The sequence below is a fragment of the Nocardia jiangxiensis NBRC 101359 genome, assembly GCF_000308615.1.
GTDB lineage: Bacteria > Actinomycetota > Actinomycetes > Mycobacteriales > Mycobacteriaceae > Nocardia > Nocardia jiangxiensis.
Window position 1 is genome coordinate 86,139 of the sequence record NZ_BAGB01000164.1, and the last position, 21,775, is coordinate 107,913.

Here is a 21,775-nt window from a genome sequence, read left to right on the forward strand (position 1 = left end):
GGAGAAAACATCGTGACATTCCAGAACAAGCGCATCGTCGTGACCGGCGCGGGTGGCGGAATCGGCCACGCGACCGCACTGCACCTCGCCCGTCAAGGAGCTTCGGTGTTGTGTACCGACGTGGACGGTGAGGGATTGGAGCGCACCCGGAAGGAACTTCAGGAGGCCGCGCCCTCGGTCCGCGTTGCGTCCGAAGTGCTGGACTCCAGCGACGAGACCGCTGCGGCCGCGGTGCTGAGCCGGTACGCCGAGACCTGGGGCGGCCCGTTCGATGCACTGGCCAACGTGGCAGGAGTCATCCTGGCGAAGCCGCTCGCCGACTGCGAACTGGCGGATCTCGAACGTCTGATGCGGATCAACGTGGGTGGTGCGTTCGTGATGTCCCGCTCGATCCTGCCGCATCTGGCGCCGCAGGCCGTCATCGTGAACGTGAGTTCCAGCAGTGCCGGGCAGATGACGCCCGGTCTGGGGCTGTACGGCGCGAGCAAGGCGGCGAATCTGTTCCTCACCAAGGCGTTGGCCGTCGAACTCGCCGAGCGCGGGGTACGGGTGTGCGCAATTGCCCCGGGTGCGGTCGATACCGCGATGCCTCGCCGCTGCATGCCGCCGGGCGAGGAGGGCGAGCGCATGCTCGCCCAAGCAGTCGACGGCGCGCAGCTGATCAAGACACTCGCAAAGCCCGCGGAGGTGGCGGCCGCCATAGCCTTCCTGCTTGGCGACAACGCCGGCTACGTCACCGGTTCGACCCTCTGGTTCGACGGCGGCATGCCGCACTAGATCCCGTTCCCCCGGGAGACCCCACTGCGTGTCGGCCTGAAGTTCTGCGGGGCTCAACACTGATGGACGCGCGGACCGGCGAGGAGTTCACCTACGCCGGCCGCTCCGTCCGTGCGGCGCTGCTGCGTCCGTACTGTTCTCCGCGACCAGCGGTGCATCTCGGCGGCTGTTCGGCGGGATGCGGCGCCGCCGGGCCGCTCGCATCGCGGATCACCACCCGTCGCACTGAACGACCTATCCCACCCAGGCATGATGACCATAGAGAGAGTTTAGGGCCAGCACACTCGTCACCGTCCGGGGCGCCGAACCCACGCCACGCAACGCCTGATCACACCCTCCGACACCAGCTCCAGGCCATCCGACACACGTAGGCGAGCTCTCAGTGGCCAGGCATCTACAGGTTGGATAAACTATAGTCATGGTCGGCCGGGATTACGCTTGATTGCCCAGATCTACCGGCCGTGAGCACAGTACGTGCCGATCGACGACCGTGGGACCAGGAGGGGACAAGTGGGAGATCCAGCCGTTCGGGCGATGAAACAGTCCGAGATCGTCGCCCGCCAGATCGTCGCGCGGATCGTCCGCGATCAGCTGCCGGAAGGCACGCGGCTCCCCAACGAAAAGGCGATGGTCGAGGAGTATCAGGTCGGGCGCAGCACCCTGCGCGAGGCGCTGCGCCTCTTGGAGAGCCGCGGTGTGCTGAGCATCCGTTCGGGACGCGACGGCGGCCCGAGCGTGCGTAAGCCCCGGCCATCCGATCTCGGCGAGGCGCTGACCCTGCTTCTGCAGTTCGAAGGGGTGAACTTCTCGGAGGTGTTCGCCGCTCGGCAGGCCCTCGAGCCGGCGCTGACCGGTATGGCGGCGAAGAACATCACCCCCGCGACGCTCGCGTCCATGCGCGAATGCCTGGACCGGATGAACGCCTACATCGACGAATCCGCCGTCTTCCACGCGGAGAACCTACGCTTCCACAAACTCATCGCCACCTCGTCGGGAAGCCCCGTCCTGACGATCCTCGGGCAGACACTCGAGTCCGTTGCCGACGGACTGGCCTTCGGTGCGGTCGGTGCGGGCTTCACCCGCGCGCAGCGGCTGAAGGCGATGTCCTGGCACGAGAAGCTGTACGACGCGCTCGCCGCGGGCGACCCGGTGGCCGCAGAGGATGCGATGCACGGCCACCTCGAAGATTCCCGCAAGGACTGGATGAGCCGCTACCGGGATCTCACCCGGAGCCCGGTCCAATGGGCCACAGCGGGCGTATCCCTCTAACGTCCGTAATCGACGCGATCAGGAGCCAGTCGGCTCCACTAGCGCCCACTGGACCGAGCGACCAGCGATATCTCGGCGCGCCGCATTCGCCCGTTTCTCATCGCTCGCGAGACGCACGGCCATAGCAGTTTGGGTAGCGTCCGGATCATGCTCCGCAAGAGCGTCGTAGACCGCCTGATCTTCACGCGCCATCGCGGCCCTTTGCGTACGCGTGAAACGATCGGGATCGGCACCTCGGTCCGCATCCTCGGCCACCGATCCGACAGCGCTGTTCAGCAGCTCGAGCACCGGGCTTTCGGACGCATTCGAGATCAGCTTGTCGAAGCGCTGCCGCTCAGCCCGAAAGACCGCAGGCTCGTCCAAGTAGGCATGCATGCGGTCCAGGCATTCTCGCAGAGCGGCAAGCGTCGGGGGGGTGATCCTTTCCGCAGCGCGGCGCGCGAGTCGCGGCACGAGAATCCGGCGGGCGGCGAAAACTTCCGAAAAGTTCACACCCTCGAATTGCAGCAACAGAGTGAGGGCCTCGCCCAAATCCGTCGGCCGTGGCCGACGGACGACCGGCCCGCCGTCTCGGCCCGAGCGGATACTCACGACTCCTCTGGTCTCCAGAAGGCGCAGCGCCTCGCGCAGGGTGCTGCGCCCGACCTGATACTCCTCGACCATCTCCTTCTCATGCGGCAGTCGAGTGCCCTCGGGCAGGTTCTCGGCGACGATACGACGGGTGATCTCACGCGCGACGATGTCGGACTGCTTCAACGCCCGGCGGGCTGGACCGTGCACCATACCGACATCCTGCCACTGCGCGGACGACGGGATGGGAACCGGTCGGTGCCACATACTCCGCCGGGCTGAAGCCGCGAACCCGTACTCTGCTCAGCCGGTGCCCAGAATGTCGGACGAATGCTCACCCAAATTCGGCGCGGGCCGTAGTGGGCCAGCCGGCCGCCCGTCGAACAGATAGGGCGAGCGCACGCGACGCACGGCGCCCTCGGTGGGGTGGTCTTCCACCGGTAACGCACCCGTGGCCGCCAAGTGCGGATCCGCGATCAGATCGTCGAATGTCTGTACCCGTCCGGCGGGGACGTCGAGCTTCTCGAACACATCGAGCCATTCATCGGTCCCGCCGCCCTCGAGCACGCCGGCGAGGAACCCGTACACCTCGTCGATGTGCACCGACCGTCCCGAAATCGTCGCGTACTTCGGATCGGATACGAGATCGTCCCGGCCGAGCCAAGACAGGAAGCTCCGCCAGTGCCGGTCGGTGTAGAGCATGACGCCGACGTAGCCGTCGGCCGTCCGGAACGGTCGACGAGAAGGCGACATGGTCCGCGGATACAGCGGCGGCCCCTCCGCCGGCTCGAAGGTAAGGCCACCAAGTTGTTCCACCATGGTGTAGGCCACCATCGTCTCGAACATCGGAATCCGCACCGACCGGGTCAGGTTCCCGCGTGCTCGACCGAGCAGCGCCGCGCACACGCCCAGTGCCGCATACAGCCCGGCGGTCTTGTCCGCGACGGCAGCACGCACGTATTCGGGAACTTCTCCCCTCCCCTGCACCCATGCCATTCCGGAAAGCGATTGTGTGGTGTCGTCGTAGGCGGGACGGCTCTCGTACGGCCCGGGCCCGAATCCGACGATCTCACACAGCAACGCCTCCGAGCCGGCGTCGGCGAGCCCGTCCTCGGTAAGTCCGAGTCGCGCAGCCGCGGCCGGGCGCATGTTGTGCACGACCGCGTCGTATCCGGGCAAAAGCGCGTTAAGCCGACGCCGGTCCTCATCCAGTTTCAGATCGAGGACAGCGCTGCGCTTGCCGACGTTCAGTCCAAGGAAGATGGGGGTCATCCCGTCGTGCCGACCGGACATCAGCGAGCGGGTGATGTCTCCGGTCGGTGGCTCGATCTTGTCCACGACGGCGCCGAGTTGCGCGAGCAGCATCGTGCAGTACGGGCCGGACATCGTGCCGGTCAGGTCGAGGACACGCACGCCGTCCAGCGGCAACCGAGGATTCTCGTTCGCGGCCACCGTCAGAACCCCGCAGGCGGCTGCCAGGTGTCCTTCGCCTGCAGCGTGCGAGGGAAGGTACCGGCGACATGATCGGGCTCGACGATCGCATGACCGTGGCAGAACTCGATGCCCAGCCCCTTGGGCAGGCCCTCGAAATAGAAGCCGATCGACCCGGACGGCGCGTGCTTGAGCAGATCGTCCCGTAGCTCGTAGCCGGCCGCCTGCACGATCGCCCGAGCCCGCATGACGTCGTCGAACGTATCGGTCTGGAAGCAGAGGTGATCGACCTTCGGCTGGCCGGGCCTGTCCTGCAGCACCAGCGAGTGGTGTGCCCGGTCGGTCGCGTGCAGGAACGCCGAGGTGTTCTCGATCCAGTCCGATTCCCGCAAACCGAGGGTGTTCAGGTAGAAGTCCAGCGACTTGCTCATGTCACTCACCGACACCGCAGTGTGCAGTACCCGCTCGAGTTTGACCCACTTCGGAGCGCCCGGTCCCGGAATCTTGATCATTCCGCGGAACAGCTCGATTCCGAAGCCGTCCGGATCGCGCAGCCGCAGCAGCTGCTCCACCCGGTTCTCGGTGACCGCATCGCTCCGCTCGAACGGAATGCCTCGCTCGGCGAGGAACATCTCCGCCTCCTCGAAGGTCACCGCAGGGTCCAGCTCGAAGCCCATGGTCCGCAAGCCCGTCGCGACACCTTCGTCGGAGCGGAGCACTACCCAGTGGTGGTCGCCCGCACTGCCGAGGAAGACAGCGTCGTCGCGCCGCTCGTTGAGCTGAAGTTGCACCTGGGCAGTGAACATGTCCGCGGCGACGTCCAGATCCTCCACTTGGAGAACGACGTAGCCCAGGCGCCGCGCCAAGCGGATACCTTCGCGGACCTCGATGGAATTCGACATGTACAGAGTCCCCATTTCGTACCGTGACCAGTCAGATGAAGTAAGAGTCGAGCGGCAGGTCGTCCCACAGGAGCCCCTGCTCGGTCATGTACCGCAGCAGTGTCGTCAGCGTGGGCAGATTCGCTTCGATGCCATAAGGCCATGGGTCGGGCCCCATCACCGCCGTCTGTTCTTCGACAGCGGACAGCAGCCACGGCAGGGTCACATACGAGACACTCGTCGACCACAGTCGCTCCTGCGCGATCCGCTTCGCACGCTCGAGCGCCTCCAGGATCCGCGGGACGTCATCCGGCCGCGATTCGACGAATTCCCGCCTCAGCACGAAGACATGCATGATCGGGAACACGCCGGTCCGCCCGTAGTACTCCCGTTCGACCGCTGCATGGTCGGGAAACAGGCGCCGGACCCCGGCGGGCAGCGGAGCCACCCCCGCGCCGATCATCGCGTCGACAGCTCCCGTGCGCACCTGCTCCATCAGCGGGACGGAACGATCAGCGGCCGAGATCGAGAGGCCACTCGGATAGCGAACGAGATCGTCGTCCAGCGAAGCCGGGTCACGGCCGGTGAACCAACGGATGTCGGTAGCCTCGAGCCCGGCCTCGTCAGCGAAGATCCCGCGCATCCACACCGCCATGGTCATGCCATACTCGGCCAGCCCTATGCTGCGTCCGGCAAGATCCGCGGCCGTGTGCAGGCCGGAGTCTTCACGCACGAAGATATTGCCGTGCCGAAATGTCCGCGAGACCCATACCGGCAGGGCAACCAGGTCGCTGCGCTCCTTCAGCCGGGATCGGCGGGTCATGTAGAACGAGATGGACATTTCGCCACCGTCGAATCCGCCGGAACTCGGCCCTCGAGACAACGCCGTGAAGGCCGCCTTCGGCCCGGGAAGTATCTCGGGAGCGAGTTCCAACCCCATCTCACGGCCCACATCGGCCAGCGATGCCACCCGGTCGTAGTTGCCACCGAAAGCGAGCCTGATCGGTTGAGGCGACATCAATCAACCTTTCACCGAAACTCTAGATAACATGAACATATTATACGCTCGATTCATCTTCCTCGGCAAGCGGGACGCGCGGCGCTGTCGTCCACCGGGAACCAGGCAGCTACCACAAGGGCGAGAACGAACACCTCTCGCCCCGGCCGTCAACCAACAGAAACCATGACTATATTTTAAACTACGCACGAAGCATCGACTGCCACACATTCGGCCGATCCAACACCTCCACCGCCGGCGCATCACCGCACTGCCGCGCCAGGAGTACTGCGATCACATCAGCTACTGCGGCTCTGGCAGGTCCTCGATCAAGCGGTCCACTCGCGCACGGACAGGGGCGGCACTGTCGTTGTTCGGCAGGATGTGCAGACGGCGCGCTTCGACGCCCGCAAGCGCGATCTCCGCAACGTCGGCCGGCGTGAGCACAGAACCCCAAGCAGCTCGGAGACTGGCGCGCTCCGCACTCACATCGGAGGTGGCCTCGACCGTCTCGACTCCCACCGGACGGTTCATTGCCGACGTCTCTTTCAAGGATGTCTCGACCAGCCCTGGACACAGGACACTGGCACCGAGAGCGGGGCAGGCAGCGCGAAGTTCCTGATCCAACGTTTCGGTCATACCGACGACGGCATGCTTGGTAGCGTTGTACGGCCCCAGCCCCGGAAGTGGAATCAGACCGCCGATGGATGCCGTATTCAGGAAGTAACCGAACCCCTGTTCGATCATGATCGGCGCGAACGCCCGCACGCCGTGAATCAGCCCATACAGATGCACGCCGACCAACCAGTTCCACGTCGGCAGATCCTGCTCCCAGATGGGCGCCGCCTTCCCATTCACTCCAGCGTTGTTGCAGACGAGATCCACCCGGCCGAACCTTGCCACGGTGACCTCCGCCAATTTCTGGACCGAGCTTGCGTCACTGACATCGACCTCGACCGGGAGTACCTCGATCCCCGGCCGGACGAGCCGCTCGACGACTCGGTCGATGGCATCGCGGCGACGATCAGCGATCACGACGTTGACGCCACGCGCGGCGAGCGCAGCAGCCAAGCCGTAGCCGATCCCACTGGCGCCGCCGGTGACGACACCTACCTGCCCTGCACATATCTTCACAGCTTGTACCTCACGCAGTCGCGAACTTCCCGAACGGTCAGTTCGACAGCCTCGGACCCCCTCCACCGTTTCAACCGCTGACACCACAAGGGGTTGCCCCTCGAAGCACGGAAAGACCCCGACGTGCGCCAGGCGGACAGCAGCGGCGGCTACAGACGTTCATCGAACCGAGCGCGTCATGAGCCGTACCAACTCACCGCGACAACAGCCCAGCCGCTCACAACCACGGCGTTCCTACGCTATTCGAACCGTTGGTAGAAAACCATGATTATAGTAACCCCGGCTGTCAAACTGGTCGCCGATTGCAACCTCGACCAAGAGAGGCGGTCGGACGCACTCGCGACATCCCGGTAACTCCAGCAAAGATGGCAGCAGCGCCGGAGAGTCGCAGGGGCACGGCGCCGAACCTTGCTCGACACCAAGCCCTTGTCATCACCTCACAGAAATGTAATCATAGTAATCAGGCTCACATGCATCGGGTGCTGCACATGTACCGGATGCACGGGCCGACCGCGGAGACCGACCCGTACGGATATGACGCACGGTATCGGCCGGGCAACGTCGCCCGTCGTCGAGCAGTGTGGCTCGATCTCCTACCGGACAACAGCGTGGCCGTATCCGGAAAACCGTGCCAGGCCCACCTGGCCGGCTCAGAACCATGTAGCAGGAAACTCACACAGCGTCGGGTACGCCGGCCGGCAAGCGCCATCAGGGGCGCATCACACCATCCGCAGCCCACAGGAGGGTTCACCCGATGAGTTCGCCCATGCCCCTAGCCGGCAAGCGCTGGATCGTCATCATCCCCGTAGTCATGGTGATGTACCTACTGGCGTACCTCGATCGCGGCAACGTCGCAATGATCCTCCCGTATGCCGGGCCGGAGCTGAAGTTGACCAGTTCGGCGAAGGGAATTGTGTCCGGCATCTTCTTCCTGGGGTATGTAGTGCTGCAGGTGCCGGTCGTACTCTTGGCACGACGCTGGGGAACCCGACCGGTCATCTCCGGACTCATCACCGGGTGGGCACTGTCCGCGGCAGCCTGCGGACTTGTGCAAAACGACATCCAGCTCTACGTGGCCAGGTTCATGCTGGGCGTCTTCGAAGGCGGCGTCCTGCCCATCGTGATAATGCTGCTGTCACGGTGGTTCGTCGAGTCCGAACGCGGCCGGGCCAACACACTGTTCCTCACCTGCGTACCGCTGTCATCCGTGCTGTCCTCACCCTTCACCGGCTGGCTCCTCACGATGATGCATTGGCGCACCATCTTCGTCATCGAGGGAATCATGCCGCTGGTCTGGCTGGTGCCGTGGCTCCTGCTGATCCGGGAGCAGCCGACGCGAGCCTGGTGGCTGCCCACCACCGATGGCACCAGGGTGCAACTGCTGATCGACGATGAGCAGCGGGTGAAGAAGTCGGCGGGCCGGACGAGCTATCGCGAGCTGCTGCGAAACCGCGTCGTCTGGCAACTGATCACCGTGATATTCCTGTGGTTCGCGGCTTCCTACGGCGTCGTCTTGTGGCTGCCCACCGTGATCAAGGCGATGTCGGCAGACAGCTCGGCGTTGCGTATCGGCATTCTCAGCGCCGCGCCGTACCTGGTGGCCTTGGTCGGAATGCTCGTCGTGATCCGCTTCAGCGACCGCGGCGCAGCGCGCGCCTGGGTTGCCATACCGCTGGCCACAGCGGGAATCGCACTGCTCGCAACCCAGGTCACCAGCGGTGTCCTCGTACATATGACGCTGCTCTGCGTCGTCGCTATCGGCAGCAACATGTCCATGGGGACGTTCATGGCCGTGCCGAGCGGAATGTTCCCGGACGCATTTGCCGCACTCGCCCTTGCCTCGATGACCACGCTGGGCAGCGTCGGCGGGTTCATGGGGCCGTTCTTGTTCGGGTGGCTGACCGACCTGACTGGGTCATCGCTGTGGGGATTCATTGCTCTCGGCGTCTGCTTTCTCGGTGCCGCTGCCCTGGCCGCTTTCACGATCACAAGCGGTAAGCACGCTGCCGCCCCCATTCCTGCAGCGAACTTCGCCGACGAGACGACGTAGCCGCGCTGCCCCTGATTCCGTCAACCCGGTGCCGGGAGCCGAATCATCCGGGGCAGCCACACCCCGTCGCCTGCGCGAGGGCCGTCAGTCCGAAGATATGGCATCACCGAGGCTGCGGAGCAGCACATAGAGCTGCTGAGCCCCCTCCGCACCGAGCGTGTCGTCGACCCAGCGCTGGATCGCGACCGTCCGATCGAGAGTCTCCGCAAATTTCTGCCGCCCGGCCTCTGTGAGTGCACTCAACCGACGACGGCGATTTCCCGGGTCGATCGTCTTGGCGATCAGGCCGCGCCCCTCCAGCCGGTCCAGCAGTGGGGTCAGTGTGGATCGGTCGATCGACGCCAGCTCGCCCAGCGCCGACTGATCCATTTCCCCATGCTCACTGAGCGCATACAGCACGGCGTACTGCGGTGGAGTCAGGTCCGGCACATTCCGCTGCCAGATCGACGTGAAGGCCTGGGTCGCCCGCCGCAACTGGTGTGGTATTGCGGGCGAACCCGCCCTTGTCCTGGGTTCCATCATCGGAGTATATTCCGTGTACAGATATTCCGTGTACAGATAATTCAGATTCGGATGACTTCAGGGGAAACATGACCGAGATTGCGACGGTGATCCTGGTACACGGTGGCTGGCATGACGAAACCTGCTGGGATCCGTTGCGGGCCGAACTCGACCTTCGCGATATCCCGTCCGTCGCGGTCCGATTGCCGCTGATCAGGCTCGACACAGACGCGGCCGTAGTCCGCACCACCATCGAGGCACAGCGCGGTGATGTCATGGTGGTGGCTCACTCGTGGGGCGGCGGGCCGGTGACACTCGGCGCGTCCGGACTTGCTCGAGTGAAGCACCTCATCTACCTTGCGTCCTTCATGCTCGAGGCCGGTGTGCCCTCGATCCCATTGGCACAGCGGAGACGAGTTACCGCAGGCCAGGCGGCAAAGACAGCAGCCAATAACGACGAGATCGCAATGGACCCGTCGCGGGCGCGCACGACCTTGTATCACGACGTCGACAGCGAACTCGCCGATCGGATGATCGAGAGACTTCGTCCGATCGCTGTGAGTTGCAATCAGGAGATCGCTACACATCGGGTAGCCGCGTGGCGAACCGTCACCACTACTTACGCAGTGTGCCTGCAGGACAGGGCGATCGCGCCCGAGGACCAGCGCGCCATGGCGCGTAACGCACACGAGGCTGTCGAACTCGACACCGGGCACTCGCCGTTCTTGGCCCGCCCCGACCTTGTCGGTGACCTGATCGCCAACCGCTACCACCGCATTCAGCCAGGAATTGGCAACCCGATGCCGACAGTGAGGGAATGAGCATGCGACTTGTCGTGGGAATGACGGGCGCCACCGGCGCCGCTCTGGGCGTCTGCCTGCTGCGCGAGCTACGTCGGCATCCCGAAGTGGAGACCCATCTGGTACTCAGTCGCTGGGCACGCGCCACCATCGAGTTCGAGACCGACATGTCCGCAAGGGAAGTCGCGGCGCTCGCAGACGCCAGCTATTCCCCGGACGACCAGGGGGCAGCGATTTCCTCCGGTTCGTTCCGGACCGACGGCATGGTGATCATCCCGTGCAGCATGAAGACCCTCGGGGGCATCCGGGCCGGCTACGCCGAGGGGCTGGTGATCCGCGCAGCTGACGTAACGCTCAAGGAGCGCCGCAAGCTGGTGCTGGTGCCCCGAGAGACCCCGCTGTCCGAGATCCATCTGGAGAACATGCTCGCGTTGTCGCGGATGGGTGGGGTGATCGTGCCGCCGATGCCCGCCTTCTACAACCACCCATCCGACATTCCGGAAATCGTCGACCACATGGTCGCCCGGGTGCTGGACCAGTTCGACATCGAAATGACCGGAGCTGATCGCTGGTCAGGAATGCAACACGCCAATCGAGTTCGGTCGAGCGAGGAAGAACACAGGAAAGGACTACTGCGATGACTTGCTATCCGGATCTACGCACATTCATCGAGGCACTGGACACTCTGGGTGATGTGCAGCATGTGACCGAGTCGGTGAGTGCCGACCTGGAAGCTGCGGCGATAACCCGGCTGTCCACCGAGCGCGAGACCCCCGCCCCCCTGTTCGAAAATGTGAGTGGTGCCCCTTCAGGCTTTCGGCTGTTCGGGGCGCCCGCCTCACTCTCCTCCGTGCCGGGCAAGCCATTCGCGCGGATTGCGCTGGCCTTGGGGTTGCCACCGGAAACCACCGCCGGCGAACTCGTCGACCACCTTGCACGGGCCCGCACGTTCACACCTGTACCGCCGAAGGTGGTTGCCAGCGAGGAAGCGCCCTGCAAACAAAACATTCTGGTGGGCGAGGCGGCCACCCTGGATCGGTTTCCAATTCCGCGAGTACACCAGGACGATGGCGGACCCTACCCCAATACCTGGGGAATCATCGTGGCAAAAACTCCGGATGGAAGTTGGACGAACTGGTCGATCGCGCGAATCATGCAGATCGATGGCAGGCATATGACCGGGCAGATCCAGCCCTCGCAACACATTGGGCGAATTTGGGAGGAATGGGCGAAGTTAGGCCAGCCCATGCCTTTCGCGCTGGTACAAGGTGGTGATCCCGCGATTCCAGTCGTGGGCGGCATGCCGCTTCCCGACGGAGTGGACGAGGCCGGATACATCGGTGCGCTCCACGGCGAGCCACTGAAAGTGGTGCCGTGTGAAACCGTCGACCTGGATGTACCAGCCAGCGCGGAGGTCGTGATCGAAGGCCACCTGTCGCCGGGCCGCGACGCCGTGGAGGGCCCCTTCGGCGAATTCAACGGCTACGCTGCCTCGGAAACCTCACAACAGCCGGTGTACACGATTGCTGCAATCACCTACCGCGACGCTCCGATCTGGCCCGTTGTGGCCGAAGGCAGGCCGGTGGACGAGTGCCATACGGTGATCGGTGCGGGCCAGTCCTCAGCCCTGCTGGCCGAGTTACGGGCGGCCGGGCTACCGATCTCGACGGTCTGGGCACCATTGCGGACCGCGATCCATTGGGCCGTTGTCACTGTGCCCCCGCAGTGGCGAATGGTACTAGCGAAAGCCGACCCGGCGGAGTTCGCTCGCAAGATAGCCGACGTAATAGATGCCTCTCGGTCCGGCCGTAAGTTTTCGCATATATTTATCCTGGACGACGACATCGACCCGGCCGATGACAGGGATCTGCTCTGGGGTCTGGCGACCAGGGTGCACCCAACCGATCATCGGGAGGTGCGTCATGGACGTATTCATCCACTGATGTACTGCTACAGCGAACAGGAAAGGCATACTGTCCGCGGGCCGCTGACCATCGTTCACGCCCTCCAACCGGCACCCGGGCACGGCCGGATGGCGCACAGTTCCTTCTACGAAGCGTACCCGCCTGATGTACAAGCACGGGCCACCGCGCAGATCAATTCTCAGTAGGCCCGAGCGATTCTCGAGAAGTTCCCCCGCCTGGTGCACTGAACACACGTTCCTCGGGCCCGGATCTGTTACCCGGGCCCGACTGCGCAGGCGAGCATCGGCCGCCCCTCATTCGGCAATTTCTACTCGAGAAAATATCCGGCGAATCGCGATCAGATCCCGCTCGGGTTCGATGTCATCTTGACAATCGTGGTGGGACCGGACCATCCGCAGGGTAGTCCACACACTCCGAGCGTGGTAACAGTTGTCCGACCATCCGCATAAGAGGTCACGAGAAGAAAAGCTTGCGCCGAGTAGCCGCATTTCGGACATCTTCCGAAATAATTCAGCACCTCTCTGCTCTGCCGATGCAACACCGTCTCAGATCGACTCGCAAACCTATCATCAGCCGATAGAATATCTTTCCTGTCCATTGTTCCTTCGAATCACTGTCATGAGCAGAGCTTTACAATATGCGACGTCATATACGCGCACGGCACAACCGGAGTTTCAACCGACCGGAACTGTCAAGGCGTACAGAACAGTCCCTCACACGGTAGGCGCGGCATCATTGCCAAGTCGTCGATCGACTGCAGAACCAACTCGATCGCCTCCACTCGCTTTCGACGCCATTCGTGGATAAAACTCTGCGCGGCGGCATACGTGGCACGATAGTCGAATGCTATGCCACCCAACCAGATTCGAAGGTGAACATCAGCAGCGGTGGGGAATGACGTCGAGGCGCGCATCACTGTCCCACCCGAATTTCGAAATGGATGACCGCTTCTGCAATGTCGATTCCGGGTCGGCTACCGAACCCAGGACACCGACGCCGATAGCGGGAGCGAGTGGCCGGTCCGCGAGTCAGGCGGACGCCATGGCGGCTCGACGAGGAGTACGAGTTGGATGTATGTGTCATGGAGCCTTCCCAGGTCAGCTCGCTTACCGCGCAGTCGGGAGCAATTCAGTCGTTATCGTCGTCATCGCGAGGCGTCTTTCTGCTCGAGTCCGCGCGGAGCGATTCGTTCGGCCAACGGATTCAATAGCGCGCGAAGCGGCTTCGGCGCATTCGTAAGACGGTCGCCACGATCGGAATCGTTGCCCGTCCACCATGTTCACCTCGAGTGCATCGCTGTTGTGCTGATGGGCGTTGGCCGGGTTGCATCGAAGACGATCTCGATCTCGTCCCCCGGAACTCGGATCGATTCCCACCGTCGCGCCCATCGAAAGGTGATCAGAGTTTCGCAGAACGCTGATCATCAGGTCGGTGCCGCTGTCCCCGGAACCGACGACAGCGACCTCGGTACGCGACGAGCTGACGCTGCTCACGATGTGGCCTCCGTATCGGTGCCGACGGGCGAAGTGCACGGAAGGCCGTCCACGGCATCAATCAGACGACCACGACGTCGAGCGGCGACACCGACGCTTCGAAGCGTGCATGCGCTGTGTGCGCGCTTCGCCACGGCACCACCCGACGAAGCGACACATTGAGCGAAGGAGCGAATCCTCGCTAAACACAGCTTAACATGATTATTATAAGTGTAGTTACCGGAACGGCGGAGATCCGCCAGAGCGAAGGACAGGCGTATGTCGACAGATGATGGGCAGGGGACCGTGGAGCCCGGCAAGCCAACCGTCTCCGAGAGACTGGCCGGCTGGGCCATCGGGCTCGAATTCGACGATCTCCCCCGGGATGTCGTCGACAGGGCGAAATGGCTGTTACTCGACAACCTCGGTGTGCAGCTGCTGGGTTCGACCCTGCCCAATGTCCAGCCGGAACGAGCGCTCGTGGAGTCGATGCACACGGCCCCGGAATGCACAGTTGTCAAGGGTGTCAAGGCTTCTGCACCGTGCGCAGCGTATGTCAACGGTTCGTTCGGCCACGGCAGCGAGTTCGACGATTCGCATATGCTGGCATGGCATGCCGCATCTGCGCTGGTACCCGCTGCGTTGGCAGTCGGGGAGCAGTCACATCATTCCGGCCGCGAGGTCATTGCCGCCTTGGTCGCAGGGCATGAGGTGATGTCCCGCCTGGGCGCGGTTACCACCGGCGCCATGTTGAAAACCGGATGGCATGGGCCCAAGGTCCTGGGTGGGTTCGGTGCGGCGACGATCACGGCCAAACTCCTCGGGCTCACGGCCGACCAACTGGTGAACGCCTACGGCATCACAGCGAGTGACAGTTCGGGATTGATGGAGTACGACCAGTCCGGCGGCGAGGTCAAGAGGCTGCACGCCGGCAGCGCGGCCCGTTCAGGTGTCGAATCCGCTCTGCTGGCATCCCACGGTCTGACTGGACCGCGCACCGTGTTCGAGGGGCCGCGGGGCATCTTCAAGATCTTCGGCGACAACGACTCGGCTGCGCTCGTGGACGGTGATCCCCAGCGCTATCACATCCTCGATACGATCTTCCGCCTCCACCCCGGCGTCGCGACCGTTCTTCCAGCGCTCGACGCGCTCGTCAGACTCCAGCAAGAGCTGGATTTCGACTGGCACGATATTCGGGAGATCCAGGTCGGGATGGATGGTTTCGCAGTCGGGCACGGCGGATACATCACGCGGCCCACTGATGCGGTCTCGGCGCATTTCAGCCTGGCGTTCGCGCTGGGACTGCGCCTGGTCACCGGCAAGTCGGAACCGCTCGACTATCTCGATCCCGCCCGCTGGTCGGATCCCGACATCAGCCGTGTCGCGGAACTTGTTCGTGCGGAACCGATCACGCTTCCCGAAGGCGCGCCCCTGCTGAGCGCGGAAGTCACCGTCCACCTTGGCTCGGGTGAGTCCCATTCGGCGACGGAGTACGGCTTTCGCGGTCATACCTCGAACCCCGCCTCATTGGCCGACGTACGCGCCAAGTTCAAGTCGAACGCGCTGGCGGCCGTCTCGGAAGAGACAGCGGAGGCGATCATCTGGGCAGTCGATTCGCTGGACTCCGTCGACGACATTGCGGAGCTCACTGCGTTGTTGCAGTGAAGGCACGGGCAACGACGTCGTGTATGGCGGTGGGCAGCCCGATCGCAGATGACCGTTGCCGTACCGTTCGGATCCGAACGGTACGGCAACGCGCACGGCATCGAACAGCGATCTACGCCGTTGTTCATCTCGGCCGCACGACCACGACCCTCACGCCAGGAAAGCACCGTCCACAGCAAGGTGCGCACCGTTGATGTAGGACGCATCGTCGGACAGCAGGAACCGCACCGCCGCGGCGATCTCACTCGGATCACCGACGCGACCCGCTGGAATCAGTTGCGCGAACGAATCTGTTCGATCTTGATCAGCACCAAGCATCGGTGTGTTGACCACGCCAGGCTGCAACTCGTTCACCCGCAATCCCTTTTCCGCGTAATCGACTGCCGCCGAGCGCGTCAATCCTCGGATCCCATGTTTCGCGGCCGAGTAAGCAGGCCGCATGGTCTGCCCTCGGTCGGCGAATACGCTCGAGATGTTGACGATCGCACCACCGCCGGACGCAAGGATAGCGGGGATCTCGTACCGCATCCCATAGAACAGACCGGACAGATTGATCGCAATCGTCCGGTCCCAGTCTTCCGGGTCCACCTCCGCCACAGGTGCCGAACCGCTGGCGATCCCAGCACAATTGACTGCCCAGGAAAGTTTGCCGAAAGTCTCGACCGCCACATCGACGCCATACTTGACATCGCCCGGGTCGGCGACATCGCCGATCACCGGCGCCAATCGACCTGCTGCACCAGCAAGTTCGACTGCTAGATGGTCGAGTCCCACGGAATCTCTATCGAACGCGGTTACCGCGGCGCCGTCCGACACCAATCTCCGGGTCACCGCTGCGCCTATCCCCGATGCAGCTCCGGTCACAAAAGCAACGCGGTTGATCGCAGAATTCATCGATGTCATCTCCTATCGAGACCTGCCACTTTCAACGGATACGACGGCTCCAGCAAGAAATCCAGCTGAACCCGGTTGTACTCATCGGGCTGTTCGAATTGCGGCCAGTGCGCCGCATTTTCGATCAGGTGGAATCGCACGTCCGGGATATGAGAAAAGCCCGCGAGTGCGTCCTCGTAGCTATGGATGGGGTTCTTGTCCGTCCAAATCACCAATGTCGGCGACTGGACATATTCCAACCGCTCAGGGGTGAGCCAATAGCGGACGGCATCCGCGGGATCAAAAATTCTGCTGAACAACCTGGTGAGCGATTCGTTGATTCCCGACCTGCGATAGATCGCCTGCCTGATCTTCACAAACTCTTCCGGTACCAGTGCTGGATCCGCGAAAAGCCATGCGATACGGGATCGCACCGCATCGTCGGTTCCTGCATGAATCGATTTCGTTGTGCGGGCGAGCAGATCGCTGACATCCGCGGCCTGCCGTCCTTGTGTGGCAGGCAGGCCCCCTGACGTGTTGAGCACAAGCTTGTTCACCCTGTCCGGGTAGCGAATCGCCAGCCACGACGCCACGCGCCCTCCGAATGATTCACCACATAGGTCGAATCTATCGATTCCAGCGATATCAATGAACCTGATCAGATGGTCGATTACGTCATCAGTCGTGTAGTCCAACGTATCCGGCGCATCGGTGAAGCCATGCCCCAACATATCGACGGCATAGCACCGACGGTGTTTCCCATGGGGACCGAGATTGCGTATCCAGGTTTCGGCATGCCCGCCGCCGCCGTGGAGGAACAACATGGGTGGACCGTCACCTGCCTCGATGCATCGGGTTCGCACCCCGGCGACATCGTAAAATTTCTGTTCGAATCCCACATCGAGTAGGTCCACCCATACGGTGTCCATCGTGGCCATACATTCATCCTTTCCGACGGTTGATTTCCGAGCACTCGTCGTTCCGCACTGACGATTCGGCTCGCGACGCCGAGCAGTGGCGATCGGTATATAGCATCAAGCTGAGATAGCCGTCGGAAGTCCGATACGGGCCTGCGGTCTCATGTTGTGAACCACTGCATCACATCGATGCCATACAACGGTTCGTGGCTGCTGTCCCAGCTTGGCGTTCGATGATCAGTATCCGGGTGGTGGTTCATATACGTCCTTCGCCTGGAGCGTACGAACAAATACCCGAGGTTTGTGGTGCTGAGGATCGACCTGGCCGTGCTCATAGCAGAACTCGACGCCGAGACCGCGCGGTAGGCCCTCGAAGTAGAACCCGATCGATCCGGAAGTTTCGTGTCGAATCAAGTCATCACGAAGTTCGTAACCTTCGCGCCTCACGATTGCTCGGGCGCGCATGACGTCGTCGAACGACTCCGCTTGGAAACACACATGGTTGGCAGCGCGCGACTGCCCCGGCCGGCGTTGCAGGACCAGCGAATGGTGCGCACCATCCGAAGCGTGCAGGAAGGCGGTTGTATCCTCGATGAAGTCCGAGACCCCTAACCCCATGACCTGCGTGTAGAAGTCCAACGCCAGATCGAAGTTCGGCGACGTGACAGCCACGTGCAACAGACGCTCGAGTCGTGCCCACTTCGGAGCACCGCCTCCAGCTACACCGGCCAAGCCGCGGAAGATCTCGATCTCCGTCCCGTCCAGGTCCGTGAACCGAACACATTCGCGTACCAGGTCGGTTCGGAAGTCGGCTCGGCGCTCACAGACCACACCGGCCTCTGCTAACACTTTCTCAGCATCGTCCAACGTCACACCCGGGTCGATCTCGAACGCCATGCGGGTGAGACCAGTGGGTCGATCGAGGTCTTGCTGAAGGACGACCCAATGATGCCGCCCAGCCGCGCCGAGCCAGGCACGGCCCTCGTCTCGACGATTCAACTGCAACTGACCTGCAGTCTCGAACAACCGTACGGCGTCATCCAAGTCGTCGACGTTCAGACCGATGTACCCCAGTCTGGATATCAGCATCTGCACTCCAAGAGCTCTTGCGGGATCGGGGTCTTGATTAATTATGACTATAATAGACATGTTAAATGGTGGGAGCTCTCTACGCAAGCACCAAGCCGACACCTCCAATGACAGTCCGCCCGACGAGCAACACGTCACGACCAGGCACCCCAGGAGCCCTGGACGGCGATGACAGCCGAAGCCTCACACAACGCTGGCCGTGGCCTGGCCGCAAAGAAGGTGTTCCATATGCATAGTTCTATGACCCACGGGTATAGTTGAGCTCGAGCCCTTCTTCAGCGTTTCCAAGGGGTCGGGTAGTCATGAGCACGCGACGAGAGGGTTTCCACCGTGGCCGGCACCTTGCATAGGCCGATCAAACAATCCGAGATCGTCGCACGTGAGATAACCGATGAGATCGTCTCGCAGGCCTTGGAAGAAGGCACCCGGTTACACAACGAACGCGAGATGCTCGAAAAGTACCGCGTGGGACGAAGCACGCTTCGCGAGGCCATGCGGTTGCTCGAGAGTCGCGGGATCGTGACCGTCAGGGCTGGTCGCGACGGCGGCCCCGTAGTGCGCCGTCCGAAGCCGTCCGACCTCGGCGAGTCACTCACCCTGCTCATGCAGTTCAACGGCATACCGTTCTCCGAACTGTTCGCCGCACGGCAGGCACTCGAGCCTCTGCTGGCACGCATGGCCGCGTCGCGAATCTCCGCTACCGAAGTGGAAGAACTCGACTCGATCAACGCGGAGATGGCAGAAAACCTCGACGATCGAGAGTTGTTTCGCAGCACCAACTTTCGATTCCACGAAGTGATCGCCAATGCCTCACGTAGCCCGGTGCTCGAGTTGCTGTCCGCCAGTCTCGAATGGGGAGCCGACGGTCTCGCCTTCGGCGTCGTCGCCGGAGACTTCACCACCAGGCAACGTCGCGATGTACTCACAGCACACAAGGAGCTTGCCGACGCCCTTCGGGCCGGCGACCCGGACCGTGCCCACGATGCCATGGCAAGCCATCTCGACGACGCCCACAAGGCGTGGCTGGCCGCATACAGGGACCTGCCACTACGCCCGGTCCAGTGGGCATCATCGTTGGCCATACCTGCGAGAAGCAGGCCTTGAGAGTCGGAGAAGTCTGGTCACCATGGGGCAAGACCCATCGCAGCCATCAGCGCAGCTACACAGTCGCCGGCGAAGCAGGCACGCTCGCATCGCCGACAGGGGCTGAGCACGTACGTTCGCAATCCATGGCCGAGGCAGCGCCCACCCTGAAGCACTGGACAGGCGGCCCCGCTAGCAATAACATGCATACTATGACTACAGTTAAGCCGGGCTCAATCTGGCATATCGGCTTCATCGTCGACAACGTAGATACCGCGATGGCCGACCTCACCGCCGCGCTCGGGCTGAGCTGGGCCGACATTCACCACGTCAAAGCGAATCTGCAGGGTCTCGACGGACGCGTCTACCGAGTCGACAGCAGAGTGGTGTTCTCGGTCGATCAGCCAGTGTCGATCGAGTTGATCGAGCCGTCACACGACACACCGCTCGTCCGGCGAGGAGACTCGGCATTCCATCACATCGGATACTGGTCGGAGAACCTGGTTGCCGAACAGTCCCGTCTCGACGAACACTCATGGCCCTGTTTGGCTTATCGACCCGACGACCAGGGCGATCGCCGAATCCAGTTGTCCGAGGGCCCTTTCGGCATCCTGATCGAAGCATGCAGTACGCTCGCGTCTCGCCCAGGACTCGAGCACTTCTACCCTGACGCTCGATCATGATCCGACTATGGCGGTCACAGCCCCGAAGTTCGGCTTCATCAGTAGATTTCCGGAAAGGCCTTGCTGCAGGCACTCGATGACAGCATCGGCGCCGAGCCTCAGCAAGCCGCTCATCGACGCGGAGATTCAACAGCTTCCAGTGGCGCTTGATGACCACCGCCTCATTGCGGTGCGCGAGCAGAAGCTACGCGTCGACACTAACTCGCGACATCTCCGGCGGCTGGTCCTCGACTCGTTCAACCGGTAATCGCAATCGCCTGGAGGAGATGTGCGAACGGGGCGCAGAACTGCCAATCCCCGCAAAGCGCAGGACGGATAGGTACGGTTTCCCGCAATACGCAGGACGATCACATGGCAGCCCGGCTACTGTCGCATTCATCAGCAGTCCGAGCACTCTGACGTGCCGGTTGACACTCCACGGTATCGCGGTTGCGGAGTCAACAATCTTCTCCGATTACCGCCCGGTCGAATAGCTCTTGTAATCTGCAACACATCCGAATACTATGTCTATCATGATTAGATTTACCGATGAACGTGACTCAGCTTGCATGCTGGACGGAGCCGTCGAACGATGACTGCAATGCAACACGGTCGACTTGCAGGGAAGGTCGCGCTCGTCACCGGCGGTATGGGTGGCATCGGGCACGCAGTATCTCGTTTATTCGTAGCCGAAGGTGCGCGCGTCGTCGTAGCTGACATCCAGAAGTCGACCGAGGTCGCATCCCTTGAAACCTTGGATGCCAACCAGGTTTTCAGCGAGCTGGACGTCCGCCGCCCGGACTCATGGGCATCGGCGATCCAGCTCTCCCGTGACAGATTCGGCGCACCACCGACCATCCTCGTCCATTGCGCGGGTGTCATGGTCATCGGCGACCTCATGTCGAGCACAGAAGAGGACTTCCGAAAGGCCTTCGACATCAATGTGCTCGGCACCTTCCACGCCATTCAATCCGTTGTTCCCGGCATGCGTGAGGCTGGCAGCGGAAGCATCGTAGTCCTCTCATCCGCGACAGGTGCACTGACCGGAACGGCGGGACTCGCAGCATATGCAGCAAGTAAGGCAGGCAATGCCGCGGTCACAACCACGGCCGCACTGGAGTTCGGCCACGACGGTATTCGCGCCAATACCATCGCACCTGGCGGAGTGGACACACCGATGAGTCGAGCGGGGGCGGCCGTCGATCTGACGAACTTCTTCGCACCGATGCCCATTCCACGGATCGGCGAGCCTGATGACATTGCGAGGGCAGCGCTCTACCTCGCGTCGGATGAAAGTAGCTGGGTGACTGGAACGGTCTTCACGATCGACGGCGGCCTGACAGCAGGCATTCACTGATCACACCATTACGGGGAAATCTTCGAGGAGACTTCAACAGGCACACAGGTATCCTGACTTCTCGAATCACCCGGCATGTCCAGAGACTTCCTCTCTTGGAGAGGATGGAGTCGTGTCGTTGAGGGCACGCCCCAAGACGGAGTCATCAGTCCGCTGCTGCTGAACATTGCCATGCACGAGCTGGACCACGCGGCGGGAGTTCGGTACGTGGAGTCCGGCAGTGCTGCCGAGTCGACGCGAACGGACTCCCCCGGTGTTCATCAGGTACGCCGACGATCTCGTCGCGCTCTGTCATACCCAGTGGCAGGCCGAGCAGGTCGAA

The 21,775-nt window shown here is 62.6% G+C and carries 20 protein-coding genes; 11 read left to right on the forward strand and 9 right to left on the reverse strand.

The window, feature by feature from the left end; translation table 11 throughout:
- Nucleotides 1-12 precede the first annotated feature (12 nt).
- Complete coding sequence (locus ON40_RS39680; protein ID WP_051194305.1) at nucleotides 13-777, forward strand: SDR family NAD(P)-dependent oxidoreductase; 765 nt, start codon at nucleotides 13-15, stop codon at nucleotides 775-777.
- Between the two features lie 510 nt (nucleotides 778-1,287).
- Nucleotides 1,288-2,046, forward strand: coding sequence for a FadR/GntR family transcriptional regulator (locus tag ON40_RS39685; protein ID WP_051194306.1), 759 nt, complete (start codon nucleotides 1,288-1,290; stop codon nucleotides 2,044-2,046).
- Between the two features lie 18 nt (nucleotides 2,047-2,064).
- Here the strand turns inward: ON40_RS39685 and ON40_RS48870 are convergent, their stop codons facing one another.
- From ON40_RS48870 to ON40_RS39710, 5 genes are all read right to left on the reverse strand, one after another.
- On the reverse strand, nucleotides 2,065-2,829 hold the full coding sequence (locus tag ON40_RS48870) for a FadR/GntR family transcriptional regulator (protein WP_051194307.1): 765 nt from the start codon (nucleotides 2,827-2,829) through the stop codon (nucleotides 2,065-2,067).
- A gap of 90 nt (nucleotides 2,830-2,919) precedes the next feature.
- Nucleotides 2,920-4,068 carry a CaiB/BaiF CoA transferase family protein gene (locus ON40_RS39695; protein WP_083896281.1) on the reverse strand — a complete coding sequence of 383 codons (1,149 nt, stop codon included), beginning with the start codon at nucleotides 4,066-4,068 and terminating at the stop codon, nucleotides 2,920-2,922.
- A 2-nt stretch (nucleotides 4,069-4,070) separates the two neighbouring features.
- A complete protein-coding gene (locus tag ON40_RS39700; RefSeq protein ID WP_157186736.1) occupies nucleotides 4,071-4,949 on the reverse strand; it encodes a VOC family protein in 879 nt (292 codons plus the stop codon).
- A 31-nt stretch (nucleotides 4,950-4,980) separates the two neighbouring features.
- Complete coding sequence (locus ON40_RS39705; RefSeq protein ID WP_157186737.1) at nucleotides 4,981-5,769, reverse strand: substrate-binding domain-containing protein; 789 nt, start codon at nucleotides 5,767-5,769, stop codon at nucleotides 4,981-4,983.
- 459 nt (nucleotides 5,770-6,228) lie between these two features.
- On the reverse strand, nucleotides 6,229-7,059 hold the full coding sequence (locus ON40_RS39710; protein ID WP_040830628.1) for an SDR family NAD(P)-dependent oxidoreductase: 831 nt from the start codon (nucleotides 7,057-7,059) through the stop codon (nucleotides 6,229-6,231).
- Between the two features lie 754 nt (nucleotides 7,060-7,813).
- Here ON40_RS39710 and ON40_RS39715 point away from each other — a divergent pair.
- Nucleotides 7,814-9,109 (forward strand): MFS transporter, encoded by a 1,296-nt coding sequence (locus tag ON40_RS39715; RefSeq protein WP_040830630.1) that lies wholly within the window; start codon nucleotides 7,814-7,816, stop codon nucleotides 9,107-9,109.
- 84 nt (nucleotides 9,110-9,193) lie between these two features.
- Here ON40_RS39715 and ON40_RS39720 read toward each other — a convergent pair whose 3' ends face one another.
- Nucleotides 9,194-9,628 carry a MarR family winged helix-turn-helix transcriptional regulator gene (locus ON40_RS39720; protein ID WP_040830632.1) on the reverse strand — a complete coding sequence of 145 codons (435 nt, stop codon included), beginning with the start codon at nucleotides 9,626-9,628 and terminating at the stop codon, nucleotides 9,194-9,196.
- A 71-nt stretch (nucleotides 9,629-9,699) separates the two neighbouring features.
- On the opposite strand from ON40_RS39720, the gene ON40_RS39725 reads away from it, so the two are divergent.
- The 4 genes from ON40_RS39725 (at nucleotide 9,700) to ON40_RS48875 (ending at nucleotide 15,472) form a co-directional block, all read left to right on the forward strand.
- Complete coding sequence (locus tag ON40_RS39725) at nucleotides 9,700-10,431, forward strand: alpha/beta hydrolase (RefSeq protein ID WP_040830634.1); 732 nt, start codon at nucleotides 9,700-9,702, stop codon at nucleotides 10,429-10,431.
- 2 nt (nucleotides 10,432-10,433) lie between these two features.
- Nucleotides 10,434-11,051, forward strand: a complete 618-nt coding sequence (locus ON40_RS39730) for a non-oxidative hydroxyarylic acid decarboxylases subunit B (protein WP_083896283.1) — start codon at nucleotides 10,434-10,436, stop codon at nucleotides 11,049-11,051.
- Nucleotides 11,048-12,520, forward strand: coding sequence for a UbiD family decarboxylase (locus ON40_RS39735; protein WP_040830638.1), 1,473 nt, complete (start codon nucleotides 11,048-11,050; stop codon nucleotides 12,518-12,520). Before ON40_RS39730 ends, ON40_RS39735 begins: the two co-directional genes overlap by 4 nt.
- A 1,593-nt stretch (nucleotides 12,521-14,113) precedes the next feature.
- Complete coding sequence (locus ON40_RS48875; protein WP_051194310.1) at nucleotides 14,114-15,472, forward strand: MmgE/PrpD family protein; 1,359 nt, start codon at nucleotides 14,114-14,116, stop codon at nucleotides 15,470-15,472.
- A gap of 150 nt (nucleotides 15,473-15,622) precedes the next feature.
- On the opposite strand, the gene ON40_RS39750 is transcribed toward ON40_RS48875, so the two are convergent.
- The 3 genes from ON40_RS39750 to ON40_RS39760 all read right to left on the reverse strand — a co-directional run bounded on the left by ON40_RS39750 (nucleotide 15,623) and on the right by ON40_RS39760 (nucleotide 18,351).
- Nucleotides 15,623-16,366 carry an SDR family NAD(P)-dependent oxidoreductase gene (locus tag ON40_RS39750; RefSeq protein ID WP_218008953.1) on the reverse strand — a complete coding sequence of 248 codons (744 nt, stop codon included), beginning with the start codon at nucleotides 16,364-16,366 and terminating at the stop codon, nucleotides 15,623-15,625.
- Between the two features lie 5 nt (nucleotides 16,367-16,371).
- Nucleotides 16,372-17,283, reverse strand: a complete 912-nt coding sequence (locus ON40_RS39755; RefSeq protein ID WP_083896286.1) for an alpha/beta fold hydrolase — start codon at nucleotides 17,281-17,283, stop codon at nucleotides 16,372-16,374.
- 216 nt (nucleotides 17,284-17,499) lie between these two features.
- Entirely contained in the window at nucleotides 17,500-18,351 is an 852-nt protein-coding gene (locus ON40_RS39760; protein ID WP_157186740.1) for a VOC family protein, read from the reverse strand.
- Nucleotides 18,352-18,681: 330 nt separating this feature from the next.
- On the opposite strand from ON40_RS39760, the gene ON40_RS39765 reads away from it, so the two are divergent.
- The 4 genes from ON40_RS39765 to ON40_RS39780 all read left to right on the forward strand — a co-directional run bounded on the left by ON40_RS39765 (nucleotide 18,682) and on the right by ON40_RS39780 (nucleotide 21,453).
- On the forward strand, nucleotides 18,682-19,455 hold the full coding sequence (locus tag ON40_RS39765) for a FadR/GntR family transcriptional regulator (protein WP_051194312.1): 774 nt from the start codon (nucleotides 18,682-18,684) through the stop codon (nucleotides 19,453-19,455).
- A 125-nt stretch (nucleotides 19,456-19,580) separates the two neighbouring features.
- Entirely contained in the window at nucleotides 19,581-20,117 is a 537-nt protein-coding gene (locus ON40_RS39770) for a VOC family protein (protein WP_083896288.1), read from the forward strand.
- Nucleotides 20,118-20,124: 7 nt separating this feature from the next.
- Nucleotides 20,125-20,364: a hypothetical protein gene (locus ON40_RS54110; protein ID WP_040830646.1), complete on the forward strand. Its 240-nt coding sequence runs from the start codon at nucleotides 20,125-20,127 to the stop codon at nucleotides 20,362-20,364.
- A gap of 324 nt (nucleotides 20,365-20,688) precedes the next feature.
- The gene (locus ON40_RS39780; RefSeq protein WP_083896289.1) at nucleotides 20,689-21,453 is read left to right on the forward strand and encodes an SDR family NAD(P)-dependent oxidoreductase; all 765 of its coding nucleotides are present in this window, start codon (nucleotides 20,689-20,691) and stop codon (nucleotides 21,451-21,453) included.
- Nucleotides 21,454-21,775: the final 322 nt, after the last annotated feature.

Coding starts and splice junctions, on each gene's coding strand:
- ON40_RS48870 (WP_051194307.1), bottom strand. CDS start 2,829: ATGGTGCACGGTCCAGCCCGCCGGGCGTTGAAGCAGTCCGACATCGTC.
- ON40_RS39700 (WP_157186736.1), bottom strand. CDS start 4,949: ATGTCGAATTCCATCGAGGTCCGCGAAGGTATCCGCTTGGCGCGGCGC.
- ON40_RS39705 (WP_157186737.1), bottom strand. CDS start 5,769: ATGTCCATCTCGTTCTACATGACCCGCCGATCCCGGCTGAAGGAGCGC.
- ON40_RS39715 (WP_040830630.1), top strand. CDS start 7,814: ATGAGTTCGCCCATGCCCCTAGCCGGCAAGCGCTGGATCGTCATCATC.
- ON40_RS39720 (WP_040830632.1), bottom strand. CDS start 9,628: ATGGAACCCAGGACAAGGGCGGGTTCGCCCGCAATACCACACCAGTTG.
- ON40_RS39725 (WP_040830634.1), top strand. CDS start 9,700: ATGACCGAGATTGCGACGGTGATCCTGGTACACGGTGGCTGGCATGAC.
- ON40_RS39730 (WP_083896283.1), top strand. CDS start 10,434: ATGCGACTTGTCGTGGGAATGACGGGCGCCACCGGCGCCGCTCTGGGC.
- ON40_RS39735 (WP_040830638.1), top strand. CDS start 11,048: ATGACTTGCTATCCGGATCTACGCACATTCATCGAGGCACTGGACACT.
- ON40_RS39750 (WP_218008953.1), bottom strand. CDS start 16,366: ATGAATTCTGCGATCAACCGCGTTGCTTTTGTGACCGGAGCTGCATCG.
- ON40_RS39755 (WP_083896286.1), bottom strand. CDS start 17,283: ATGGCCACGATGGACACCGTATGGGTGGACCTACTCGATGTGGGATTC.
- ON40_RS39760 (WP_157186740.1), bottom strand. CDS start 18,351: ATGCTGATATCCAGACTGGGGTACATCGGTCTGAACGTCGACGACTTG.
- ON40_RS39770 (WP_083896288.1), top strand. CDS start 19,581: ATGGCCGAGGCAGCGCCCACCCTGAAGCACTGGACAGGCGGCCCCGCT.
- ON40_RS54110 (WP_040830646.1), top strand. CDS start 20,125: ATGGCGGTCACAGCCCCGAAGTTCGGCTTCATCAGTAGATTTCCGGAA.
- ON40_RS39780 (WP_083896289.1), top strand. CDS start 20,689: ATGACTGCAATGCAACACGGTCGACTTGCAGGGAAGGTCGCGCTCGTC.